Source organism: Hymenobacter pini, from assembly GCF_020421205.1.
Classification (GTDB): Bacteria; Bacteroidota; Bacteroidia; order Cytophagales; family Hymenobacteraceae; genus Hymenobacter; species Hymenobacter pini.
This window is the reverse complement of sequence record NZ_JAIZZH010000001.1, coordinates 301,662-313,637: the sequence shown is the minus strand read 5'-3', so window position 1 is coordinate 313,637 and position 11,976 is coordinate 301,662. Positions and strand designations below refer to the sequence as shown.

At 59.7% G+C, this 11,976-nt stretch carries 10 protein-coding genes; 8 read left to right on the top strand and 2 right to left on the bottom strand.

The window, feature by feature from the left end; translation table 11 throughout:
- Positions 1–138: 138 nt before the first annotated feature.
- Complete coding sequence (locus LF252_RS01375) at positions 139–876, top strand: tetratricopeptide repeat protein (protein WP_226266512.1); 738 nt, start codon at positions 139–141, stop codon at positions 874–876.
- Between the two features lie 209 nt (positions 877–1,085).
- Here the strand turns inward: LF252_RS01375 and LF252_RS01370 are convergent, their stop codons facing one another.
- Positions 1,086–2,321 carry an NAD(P)/FAD-dependent oxidoreductase gene (locus tag LF252_RS01370; RefSeq protein ID WP_226266510.1) on the bottom strand — a complete coding sequence of 412 codons (1,236 nt, stop codon included), beginning with the start codon at positions 2,319–2,321 and terminating at the stop codon, positions 1,086–1,088.
- 151 nt (positions 2,322–2,472) lie between these two features.
- Between LF252_RS01370 and fabG the strand changes: the two genes are divergently transcribed.
- Both fabG and LF252_RS01360 read left to right on the top strand, forming a co-directional pair.
- Entirely contained in the window at positions 2,473–3,222 is a 750-nt protein-coding gene (gene fabG / locus LF252_RS01365; protein WP_226266508.1) for a 3-oxoacyl-[acyl-carrier-protein] reductase, read from the top strand.
- A 389-nt stretch (positions 3,223–3,611) separates the two neighbouring features.
- Positions 3,612–4,289 (top strand): YiiX family permuted papain-like enzyme, encoded by a 678-nt coding sequence (locus LF252_RS01360; RefSeq protein ID WP_226266506.1) that lies wholly within the window; start codon positions 3,612–3,614, stop codon positions 4,287–4,289.
- Between the two features lie 60 nt (positions 4,290–4,349).
- Here LF252_RS01360 and LF252_RS01355 read toward each other — a convergent pair whose 3' ends face one another.
- Positions 4,350–5,105, bottom strand: a complete 756-nt coding sequence (locus tag LF252_RS01355) for a hypothetical protein (protein ID WP_226266504.1) — start codon at positions 5,103–5,105, stop codon at positions 4,350–4,352.
- Between the two features lie 671 nt (positions 5,106–5,776).
- Here LF252_RS01355 and LF252_RS01350 point away from each other — a divergent pair.
- The 5 genes from LF252_RS01350 to LF252_RS01330 all read left to right on the top strand — a co-directional run bounded on the left by LF252_RS01350 (position 5,777) and on the right by LF252_RS01330 (position 11,941).
- Positions 5,777–7,846 (top strand): VWA domain-containing protein, encoded by a 2,070-nt coding sequence (locus tag LF252_RS01350; protein ID WP_226266502.1) that lies wholly within the window; start codon positions 5,777–5,779, stop codon positions 7,844–7,846.
- A gap of 24 nt (positions 7,847–7,870) precedes the next feature.
- Positions 7,871–8,272, top strand: coding sequence for a hypothetical protein (locus tag LF252_RS01345; RefSeq protein WP_226266500.1), 402 nt, complete (start codon positions 7,871–7,873; stop codon positions 8,270–8,272).
- Between the two features lie 51 nt (positions 8,273–8,323).
- A complete protein-coding gene (locus tag LF252_RS01340) occupies positions 8,324–9,256 on the top strand; it encodes a pseudouridine synthase (protein WP_226266498.1) in 933 nt (310 codons plus the stop codon).
- On the top strand, positions 9,256–10,230 hold the full coding sequence (locus LF252_RS01335; RefSeq protein ID WP_226266497.1) for an alpha/beta hydrolase: 975 nt from the start codon (positions 9,256–9,258) through the stop codon (positions 10,228–10,230). The genes LF252_RS01340 and LF252_RS01335 overlap by 1 nt, the downstream gene beginning before the upstream one ends.
- A 238-nt stretch (positions 10,231–10,468) precedes the next feature.
- Entirely contained in the window at positions 10,469–11,941 is a 1,473-nt protein-coding gene (locus LF252_RS01330; protein WP_226266495.1) for a CoA-acylating methylmalonate-semialdehyde dehydrogenase, read from the top strand.
- Positions 11,942–11,976: the final 35 nt, after the last annotated feature.

Here is an 11,976-nt window from a genome sequence, read left to right as displayed (position 1 = left end):
GCTACGGCCTGACCGGCGGCCAACCCGGCCCCGACAAAATTTTGTGCGTCAGCTCAGCCTTTGCCCGCATGGGTGCGTACAAGGCCCATTAGCTGCTGGCTAACCCCTTCCTTCTGACTTGATTGCCCGTTCATACGTATGAAATTACCCCTACTGCCGCTACTAGCCGCTTCTACCCTTCTGCTGGCTGGGGCCTGCGCCCGAGGCACCACCGCCGATGTGGAACGCCCAACCTCTTCTGCCCGCAACGTGGCCCGTGAAACTGCCGTGGCCCAACGCGCCGATTCAGCGGCCCGCCCGGTTGCAGCTGCCACCGTAGCCTCAGCAACGCCCGCCACCCCGCTGCCCGTAGAGGCTGCGGCCCGTAAAACCAACGCCGACTACCGGGAAGAAGTCCGGGTGGCCGACCAGAAGCTGAAGGTGAAGCCCCGGGACTTTGACGCCCTATTGATGCGGGCCAAAGCCAACAGCCACCTGAAGAACTACAAGGACGCTATGCCCGACTATAACGCGGCACTGCGCCTAAAACCCGCTAGCGCCGAAGCGTACTACAACCGGGGCCTGAACCGCCTCAAAATGAAGGAGTACAGCGCCGCCATTGTAGATTTCAGCAAGGCCGTGAAGTATAACCCGGAGGATAAAGAAGCTTATTTCGGCCGCGGCGCTGCCAAGATGCAGCTCTTCAACTTTAAAGGCGCCGTGCCCGATTTTGCCAAAGCCATCAGCATCGACCCCAACTACGCCGACGCCTACGAGTACCGCGGCATCAGCTACGCCTCTATCAACAAGCCCGCCGAAGCCAAAGCAGACCTGGAAAAAGCTGCCCAGCTGAACCCTGAGGCTGAAAAGAGCCTACGCCGCTACGCCGGTAAGTAACCTTCATTGCTAGGAGGCAGGACTAAGCACCCGAAGGTATGCCCGTCATTGCGAGCGGAGCGAAGCAATCCGTCCTTCTCGCAGCACCAAACTCTTCTCTACTCAAAAGCCCCTGACGCCAGCGCGGACGTCAGGGGCTTTCTGCTTTTCTGAGTTTTGCGCCCTGAAAAGGACGGACTGCTTCGTCCTTTGTCCTCGCAATGACGGGCCTATTTCCCCAGCAGCAGTTTCAGGTAGAAGCTGGGCTGGCGCAGCCGCTCGCGCAGGTCCAAGTCGAGGAACATGTTGCTGATGGTTTCGGCCAGGGTGGGGTTGTTGGCGGCGCGATTGGCTACGAAGTTGAACAGCCAGGGATACCCCAATAGGCGCTGCATGGCCCGGCTCAGGCGCAGCTCCTGCCAGAGGCGGTTGTACACGGCCGCGTCGTAGCCTTTCAGGAAAGCCGGGGAGAAATCCTGGGCAATTAGGGCCTGGGCGGCCCAGTCGGCGGCGTGGCGGCCCGATACCATGGCGTGGCTGATACCCTCGCCCGAAAACGGGTCGATGAGCGAGCCAGCGTCGCCGAGCAACAGGTAGCCGGGTCCTGAGAGCGGGCGGCGCTTAGAGCCCAGCGGCAGCCCGAAGCCGCGCACCGGCCCCAGACGCTCGGCCGTGGCAAACCGGTCTTTGAGGGCCGGGTGAGTGCGCAGGATATCGTCGAGCCGCTCGCGTAGCTTTACTTTCTTCTTCGACACAGCTTCGGTGAGCATGCCTACGCCCACATTGGCCTCGCCGTTGGGCAGCGGAAACACCCACAGGTAGCCCGGCAGAAACTCCTTGATGAAGTGCAACTCAATGAAATTATCGGGGTGCAGGCCCTGCACGCCCCGGTAGTAAGCGCGCAGGCCGGCGCAGTGGTGGGCCGGCTCCAGCTCGTGGCCGCCTACCACCCGCGCAAAGTGCGACTGGGCCCCGTTGGCCACCAGTAGCAGCCGACAGGTGGTAATTTCCTGACCATCGGCGGAAAATAGCTGCCAGCGGCCGTCGGGCAGCTGCTCGTGGCGGGCTACCTCGGTGTTCTCGCGCAACTCGATTTCGGGTCGGCGGCGCACTTCTTCAATCAGGAAATTATCGAAGTGCAACCGCTTGCTAATGTGGCCGGCCGATTGGTCGAGGGCGGGGTTATAGCGGGGTTTGAAGGGTACGCCTAGGCGGCGGCCGTTGGGGGCGTAGAAGTCGATACCCCAGCTGGGCAGCTGGATGGGTTCAGCCGCAAAACGAGCGGGTAGCTCCTCGCCTATACGGCGCAGTTCGCTGATGACTTTGCCGCTGAGTGCATCGCCGCACACTTTGTCGCGGGGGAAGGTGGCTTTATCAAGCAGCAGGCAGCGGTGGCCGGCATTGGCTAGGTGCAGCGCCGCCGTGGCCCCGCCTGGGCCGGCTCCTAGGATGCAGATATCAGTCATTTTGAGCTGCTAGCTATTAGCTGTTCGCTGATAGCATAATGAAGAGAATAGTGTTGCAAGCTACGGCAAAGCTGGTAGTATCTGGGTAGTTGAAAAAAGCCAGCATCTCACGGCCAATATCTAACAGCTTCTATCCCCTATCTTCGCCCTCATGACGAAACTGCTCGACGGAAAAGTGGCCCTGATTACGGGTGCTTCCAAAGGAATTGGCCGCGCCATTGCGGTGTATTTCGCCCAACAGGGCGCTCAGGTAGCCTTCACCTACCTGTCCAGCGTGGAGAAAGGCCAGCAGCTGGAACAGGAGCTGGCCGCCCACGGCTCGAAAGTGAAAGGCTACCGCTCCGACGCCTCCATCTACGCCGAAGCCGAAAAGCTGGTGGACGACGTGGTGGCCGAGTTCGGCAAGCTGGACGTGGTAGTAAACAACGCCGGCATCACCCAGGATGGCCTGCTCATGCGCATGAGCGAGCAGCAGTGGGACCAGGTAATGGCCGTGAATCTGAAATCGGTATTCAACCTCACCAAAGCTGCTACCAAACCTATGATGCGCGCCAAAGCCGGCAGCATCATCAATATGACTTCGGTGGTAGGCATCAAGGGAAACGCCGGGCAGGCCAACTACGCCGCTTCCAAGGCCGGTATTATCGGCTTCACCAAATCGGTGGCCCTGGAGCTGGGCTCGCGCAACATCCGCTGCAACGCTATTGCCCCCGGCTTCATCGAAACGGAAATGACCGGCGAACTGGACCAGAAAGTGGTGGACGAGTGGCGCAAGGCTATTCCGCTGAAGCGCGGCGGCCAGCCCGAGGACATTGCCAAAGCCACCGCCTTCCTGGCCTCCGACGATTCGTCGTACATCACCGGCCAAGTGCTGCAGGTAGATGGCGGCATGCTGACCTAGACGCCGAAGCACCAAAGCAAACTCAACGTCATGCTGGGCCTATCGGAGCATCCTTACCGAACCATTGATGTTCGGAAAAGATGCTCCGACAGGCCCAGCATGACGCTTTTTTATCTAGTATGATATGAGGCGTGTTCTCTACTTTTTGTCTCTTACCACAATTCTGCTTTTTCTCTTATCCACGTTACTCTGGATTGGGTTGCAACTCTATAGGCCTTATGCGCAGCGGGAAGCCGTACTTGCAAGAATTCAGCACTTTACTCAGGTACCTAAGATACCGCAGCCTATTAAACCTGACACACTGGCACCAGCAGTTCGCAACTGACGTCAAAGCATAATCCGTTTATAGTTGTAGAAGGCATTAATGCTTTCTTACCCTCCTGATCTGTATGCGTCGCCCCCTGTCCATTGTTCTGGCCTTACTGCTGATTGCAGCCGCTATGGCCGCTGCATACCTGCAGCACCGGTTCAGCCGGTTTCAGCGGCGGCACCGGGGTGAGCTGACGATTCTGTCCATCTCGCTGCAACTGCGTGAAGGGGATTTGATTTTCCATACGTCGCGCTCCGCGCAGAGCCAAGCCGTTCAGTTAGCCACCCATTCGCCTTACAGCCACTGCGGGATGCTGCTGCGGCAGGGCGGCGAGTGGCAGGTGCTGGAGGCCGTGCAGCCGGTGCGCCTCACGCCGCTGGAGCAGTGGATTGGCCGCGGCCGGGGCAGCCACTTCGTGGTAAAGCGCCTGCGCGACGCCGACCAGGTGCTCACGCCCACCGCCCTGCGCCGCCTCCGGCGCACCGGCCTGCAGTACCAGGGCCGCCCCTACGACCTGTATTTCGGCTGGGACGACGAGCGGCTGTATTGCTCCGAGCTGCTCTGGAAAATCTACCAGCAAGCTACCGGCCGCAAAATCGGGAAGCTCCAACAGCTACGCGAGTTCGACCTCTCCCACCCCGCCGTGCAGCAGAAGCTGCGCGAACGGTACGGCAACCACCTGCCCCTGAACGAACAGGTCATTTCCCCCGTCGCCATGTTTGACAGCCCGGAACTGGTGAAGGTGCTGCAGCGGTAAGCGTGGCTTGTTCAAACCGGTTTAGAGACGCAATAGCTCACTTGCCAACAATGTTACATGTTACGCCTCAGCCTTTTTGGCTTCTTCCAGCAGTTGCAACACCGCTGACACCTGCGCGCCGTAGGGAGTTTCGGCGTGCTGCCAGAAGGTAGCGGTAAGCTTTCCCAGTAGCTCGGCGCGCGTGAGCCATTGAACAAACTGAGTTCCTGTTTCAGTTGAATCGGCCCAACTGGAAAGCTGTTTTTGGCGGAGCAGGCGGCGGGCGTTCCACTCTACGAAGTGAACTAGGCGGCGCAATGCGTGTGGGCCGGGAGCAGCCTCCCAGTAACGCAGCAACTCCGAAAAATCGGGGTAGACGTGGGCAATGGCTTCCAAGTAGTCACCAAACACGGCGTCGGCCATATCGTGGTCGGTTGTCAGCAGGTACTGCCACAGGGCCAGCAGGTACGCCCGGACGGCCGCTTGCTCAGCGGCGGGCCAGGTGTGCCATTGGCCATAGCGCAGCTTGTCCAGGGCTACCCACTCTTCCCAACCGGTATCCAGCGACGTGAGCAGGTCGAGTATCCGGGGCAAAAAGTGGCGAAAATCGTCCACGTCACCCCAAGTGGTCATGGCTTTGAAATAGAAAATCAGCAGGTCGTCGACCGAGAGCTGCCGGAGGGGTCGGGCAGCCAGGGCGTGGTTCCAGGCCGGTAGCGTATCCGCGTACACCGGGCTGCCATCTATGAATGCCTTGAGCAGGTACCGCGCAAATACCCGGTACAGTTGCTCCACTGCCACCGCGAGGGTTTCGGTAGTATCGTTTGGTTCGGACATTGGAGTAGCTTATCGGGCGTACCGCAACTGCATTAGGCTATCGTATTTTTCGTGAAACCGCTCAGGAATTCGATGTAAGTAGAAGGCACCTTCTTCTGTAGCCAGAGTTACCTCACTTTGCATGCCTTGCGCTAACACCTCATATCGGCTGCCATTATGCCTCAAAATCTTCACAGGGTATTCGCCGTGAGCCCGCAGGCTGTCATTAAGCTGGTTGATTGCAGCAATTATTTTCAAACAGTCTGCTACGTAGTAAGCCGGGTCTTGGTGTAAGTTACCATCCAGCGCAGTTCGCACCTTAATAGCTGTTTTCAGACTGGTATTCGGAAAGCACCACGTAGCATTTGGGGGCGGCGGGGCAATTACTATCTCTGGCGGTACTAATTCATATTTACTTTTAGTCCAGGCATACCCTACGGTAATTACACCGGTAGCTATACCCAAAATGAACAATAGAGGATACCCTAGCCATAGAGGAACTAAGCTTTTGAGTCTGCTCATAATCATAGGCTTTGATCTTAGAATACACTTAAATCTATTTACAAAGTAATTCTCTTCATCCACATAGCTCCCCCGCAACCTGCTACCTTCGCTACCCGGCCGCGGGGCGCGGCGCAACTCTGCGGGCATAACCGGGGTTCTTTAGGTTCTCACCTGATTTTAGTCGGCTTTTGCTGTTATCTGCTTCTCCCTGGTTTATTGCGTTATGCCTGCTGGCCGGGCTGGGCTACGCGACCCTGCTGTACTCGGCCCGCGCTCCGTGGAGCCGGGGCCTGAACTACGCGCTGGCGGCCGTGCGCCTAGTGGTAGTGAGCTTCCTGTGCTTCCTGCTGTTGTCGCCGTTCCTGAAATCCACCTCCACCACCCGGCAGGAGCCTACTTTGGTGCTGGCCCTGGATAACTCGCAGTCGGTGGGGCTGTTTACGCCCCCGGCGGTGCTACGCCAGGCTACCCAGGGCCTGCAGCAGCTGGCTACCGAGCTGCGCGGGCAGGGCTTTCGGGTGGAAACCCGCACCCTCAGCACCCCCGCCGTTTCCCGGCCCGATTCGGTACGGTTCCGGGCAGCCAGTACCGATGTGGATGGCTTGCTGGCGGGTATCAGCAATGAGTTTGAGGGCCGTAATCTAGCGGGCGTGGTGCTGCTGTCGGACGGGCTGGTAAACCGGGGGCGGGCCCCGCAGTACGCCGAGTACCCCTTCCCGGTGTACGCCGTGGGCGTGGGCGACACCATTCCGAAGAAAGACGTGAGTCTGCCGGCCCTTACCTATAACCGCGTGGCCTTTAGCGGCAACCAGTTTCCCCTGGAAGCCGAAATTGGGTACGACGGGTACGCGGGCAGCACGGCCACGGTGCAGGTGCGCGAGAATGGCCGGGTGCTGCAAACCCGGCAGGTGCGGTTGCCAGCCGGGCAGCGCCGCGTAAAAACCACCTTCCTGCTCACGGCCCCGGCCCCCGGCAAGCGTCGCTACGAGGTGGTGGTGGCCCCGCTGGCTGGCGAGTTTACCCGGCTCAACAATCAGAAATTCGCTTACCTGGAAGTGGTAAAGGGCCGGTTGCGGGTACTGTTGGCCGGGGCGGCCCCCCACCCCGACCTCAAGGCCCTGCGCGCCGCCATTCAGCAGAACGACAACTTCGACCTGACCACCTACCTGCCCGGCATCAGCCCGCTTACCCGGCAGGATTTCGACGTGGTCATTCTGCACCAGTTGCCGGCCCAGAGTGGCGTGGGCCAGGAGGTGCTGGCCCAAGTGAAAGCCCGCCGGGTACCGGCCCTGTACGTGCTGGGAGCCCAAACCAACTTTGGGGCGTACAACGCCTTGGGCACTGGCCTCACAGTGCTGCCCCGCGGCACTCAAACCGACGAGGTAACGCCCGTGCCCAACCCCGGTTTCACCCGGTTTTCGTTTGAGGAAGACGCCCTACGCCGGTTTCTAGCGTATCCGCCCGCGGCGGTGCCATTTGGTGAGGTGCGCGTGAGCGGGGGCACCGAGGTGGCCCTGTGGCAGCAGGTGGGCCGGGTGAAAACCCAGAAGCCGCTGCTAGTATTTGGCGGCACGCCGGCCCAGCGCCAGGCCACGTTGCTCACGGAGGGCAGCTGGCAATGGCGCCTGCAGGAAGCCGTGGAGCACGACGACCGGCCCGAAGCCTACGACCGGCTGGTGCTGCGCACCCTGCAGCTGCTCACTCAAAACGCCAACAAGAAGCGCCTCGACGTGTATCCCACCCAGGACGCCTTCGACACCCAGGACGACGTAACCTTCGGGGCTGAAACCTACAACGCCATCTTCGAGCGCATCTACGGCCAGGCCCTCACGCTCACGCTCACCGACGAGCAGCAGAAGACCCGCACCTTCAGCTTCACCACCACCGAGGACGGCGGGCCCCTGCACCTGGGCCCGCTGCCCGCCGGCCTGTACCGCTACGTGGCCCGCGCCACCCTGGGTGGCCAGCCCCAGCAAGATCGGGGCGAAGTGCTGGTGCAGGCCCAGCAGTTGGAAGCCACTCAGTCGAGGGCCGACCACAACCTGCTGGCCCAGGTGGCCCGCCGTAGCGGGCAGCGGCTGTACTTTCCGCAGCAACTGGCGCAGCTGGCGCAGGATATCCGGAAGGCCAACTACAAGCCTATTTTGTATGAGCAGGAAGATTTGCAGGACCTGATTAACCTGAAATGGCTGTTTTTCCTGCTGCTGGGCCTGCTCACGGTGGAGTGGGCCACCCGTAAGTACCACGGCGGAGTGTAACCGTTTTCTGATTTGTACGACTATATGAAGCGCCTTTTTCTCTTTATTCCGGCCCTGACGCTGCTGAGCAGCTGCTCCAAAACCACCCAGCAACAGGCCGAGCTGGCCGTGAAGGATTTTGTAGGCAGCCAGCTTTCCGACTCCAAGAACTACTTCCCCGAGAAGTTCCGCTTCCGACCCTACACCAAGCGCGACTCCCTGCTGTACCTGGCCGATATGGCCCGCATCAACAACCAGCCCACCCCGCCCGCCCCCACCGCCAAGGACTCGGTGCGAATTGGCACGCTGGTGTACCACACCTACCGCGACGAAACCCGCGACGGAATTAAAGTGGTGGACAGCGGCGAGTTTGTGGCCCGCCCTAATGGCTTCGTGCGCAGCCTAGTGGCCGAAAGCATCCGGAAGCGCCGCTTGGCGGGCAAGTAAGCGTACCTTTGCACCCCATAGTTACGGGTGCTGCCTGGCGCCCTCTTCCACATGCGCTACATCCTGCTCAACAAGCCCTACGAAGTTCTCACCCAGTTTACCGATGAAAATGGCCGGCAAACGCTCAAGGATTTCGTGGACATACCGAACATTTACCCGGTAGGCAGGCTTGATTACGACTCCGAGGGCCTGGTATTGCTCACCGACGATAAGCAGCTGCAGCACCGCCTGTCGGAGCCTCGCTTTAAGGTACCCAAAACGTATTGGGTGCAGGTGGAAGGCACACCCACCGAGGAAGCCCTGGCCACCCTGCGCCGTGGGGTGGATTTGAAAACCGGTTTTACCTCCCCAGCCGAAGCCGAGCTGCTACCCGAAGTACCCCAACTCTGGGAGCGAAGCAAACCAGTGCGGTTCCGGGCTAACATTCCCACCAGCTGGCTGCAAATCCGGATTTCGCAGGGCATGAACCGGCAGGTGCGCAAGATGACGGCGGCCGTGGGCTTTCCCACCCTGCGCCTGGTGCGCGTGCGCATTGCGGACTTAACAGTAGGTACGCTCAAACCTGGGGAGTGGCGTGAACTGACGGAAAAAGAGGTAAAGGCCCTGACGGATGATATGGCGGCCCAAACCGCTGCGGCTGGCACCTTCAAAACGCCCAGCAAAGGCTCCGAATATTGGCCCGGAGGCGTGCGGCCGGCCAACGCGAAACCAGCCCCCGGCGGTTTCAACCGTTCGGCTTCCGCATCTGCCCCCGAGAGCCCTAAACGCAACGTAGGAAGTCGGGGGGCGAGCCGTAGCACTGGCCCTAATTCCTTCGGCACCAAGCCAGGTGGCGGAAAAGGCAGTGGCAAAGCACCAGGTAGCGCCGGGCGAAACTCCGGCACCAAGCCAACTGGTAAGGGCCCGGCCCCTACGGGCGGCAAATCGGGCAACCCGAGCCGTAAACCAAGTTCCAACGGTGGCAAACGTTCCGGACGCAGCTAATGGCAACCAGTAAGCTAGCCCGCTACAGCCGCCGCACTCTTGTGCTGGCGGCTATAGCGTTTACAGGGCTGAATGTGGTAGCTGCTTTTCACGCCTGGCGGTTCACGCATTTCTCCACCGAAAGCGGCTCTCACACCGAAAACCCCGAGCAGCTGACGCCCGGGCAAAAGCTGTGGGTGTTGCTTACGGGCATCAAAAACCCCAAGCCCGTCAACCACCAGCGCCCGGCTTTTCCCTACACTCCCCTGCGCTTGGCCAGCCCCAATGGCCACCTGGAATGCTGGTACGGCCCGGTGCGCCGGCCCCGCGGCACGGTGGCTTTGTTTCACGGCTACACCAGCTCCAAAGGCAAACTGCTCACCGAAGCCGCCTACTTCCGCCGCTTGGGGTACAACGTGCTGCTGACAGACTTTGCCGGCAATGGGGGCTCCGATGGGAACGTGTGCACCGTAGGCCACCATGAAGCCGCCGATGTGGCCACGGTAGTGCACTGGCTGCAGCGGCGGCCGGGGCCGGTAGTAGTATATGCCAACTCCATGGGGGCTGTAGCTACGCTACGGGCCGAAGCCGAACTAGGCGTGCGGCCCACAGCCAACGTGCTGGAATGCCCCTACGGCTCCATGCTGCAAACTGCCCAGAGCCGTTTCCGCACTATGCATGTGCCGTCCTTCCCAATGGCCAACCTGCTGGTACTGTGGGGCGGTTTGGAGAATAATTTTTGGGCCTTTGATCTAGATGCAACGCGCTACGCTGCCCGCGTGCACACGCCCACCCTGCTACTATGGGGCACTGCCGATCCACGCGTAACACAGCCAGAAACTGATGCCATTTTCACAGCACTGGCCGGACGTAAACAACGACAGGATTTCGCCGGCTCCGGCCACGAGCCTTACTGGCGCCGACACCCGCAGCAGTGGCACGCTACCATTCGAAACTTCCTAGTTGCTTCGTCTACGGCGCTTGAAGCCAAATAGCATTTTCCTAATCAGGCCCAGATTCATTTTATCAGCAGCATTCCAACTTTACACTCATACCAGAAGATGATCGAAATGGCCTCTAAATTGAATTAAATTCATTCATTTAGACTTTTCACTGGCATATCATTCATCATAAACGACTGTTCGTCACAAATTCTTCAATAAAAATTAATTGCCGGGCAGTAGGTTCTTTTTAAAAAACCTCTTACTTGCGGATACTTAACAATTCCGTAACATGGAGGCAGAAACTGTAAAATACCCGGTTATACGCAACTACGTCGCCGGTCAGTTTGTCGATACCGAAACTGCGAATACGCTGCCCGTTGAAAGTCCTCTGACGGGTGAAGTGCTGGCCGAAATGTCGCTTTCCGGTGCGGCAGCGCTGGATGCAGCAGTACAAGCAGCCCAAGCGGCTTTCCCGGCGTGGTCAGCCATGCCCATCAAGGAGCGGGTGCAGATTTTCTACCGCTACAAAACCCTGCTGGAGCAGCACATGGCCGAGTTGTCGGAACTGGTGCACCAGGAAAACGGCAAAACGCTGGACGAGGCTCGGGCTGAAGTGGAAAAGGCCATCGAGCTGACGGAATTTGCCTGCTCCCTGCCCCAGTTGGTGGCCGGCGAAGTAATGGAGGTAAGCAAAGGCGTTGAGTGCCGCATCGAAAAGCGCCCGTTGGGGGTGGTGGCCTCTATTGCCCCGTTCAACTTCCCCAACATGGTGCCGCACTGGACCATTCCCAATGCCATTGTGCTGGGCAACTGTATGATTTTGAAACCCTCGGAGCTGGTACCGCTCAGTGCTATGCGCATCGCCGAGCTGCTGAAGGAAGCCGGCCTGCCCGATGGCGTGCTTAATGTGGTAAACGGCGACAAGGAAATCGTGGAAGCCATTTGCGACCATCCGGATATTCAGGCTGTGTCGTTTGTGGGCTCCACGCGCATTGCCAAAGTGGTATACCGCCGGGCCACCAGCAACCTGAAGCGTTGCGTAGCCCTGGGCGGAGCCAAAAACCACCTACTGGTACTGCCCGACGCCCACGCCGATATGACGGCCTCCAACGTGGCCGCCTCCATGTCGGGCTGCGCGGGGCAGCGGTGTATGGCCGGCTCGGCTATGGTGGCTGTGGGCAGCGTGGACCACATCATCAGCAAGCTGGTGGAAGAAGCCCGCAAGATTGTACCCGGCCAGAACCTGGGTTCCGTTATCAGCCGCCAAGCCAAAGAGCGGATTGAGCGCTACATCACCGAGGCCGAGCAGGCCGGTGCCAAAGTGCTGCTGGACGGCCGCAACCCCACCGTAAACGGCCACGAAAACGGCTACTACGTGGGCCCCACCATCATCGACCACGTAACGCCCGATATGGCTATTGCCAGCGAGGAGGTGTTTGGACCGGTGCTGGCAATTATGCGCACCAACTCTTTGGACGAGGCTTTATCCATCGAAAACGCCTCTGCATACGGCAACGCCGCGGCCGTATTCACCCAAAGCGGCGGCCTAGCCCGCCACGTGATGGAACACGCCTCGGCCGGCATGATTGGGGTGAATATTGGGGTACCTGTGCCCCGGGAGCCCTTCTCCTTCGGCGGCTGGAACGAGTCGAAGTTCGGCGCCTGCGACATCACCGGCAAAAGCTCCATTGAGTTCTGGACGCAGATGAAGAAGGTCACCACCAAGTGGAACCCCGAGTCGCGCACTAACTGGATGAGTTAGGATGAACGTCATGCCGAGCGAAGGCGGAGCCGTAG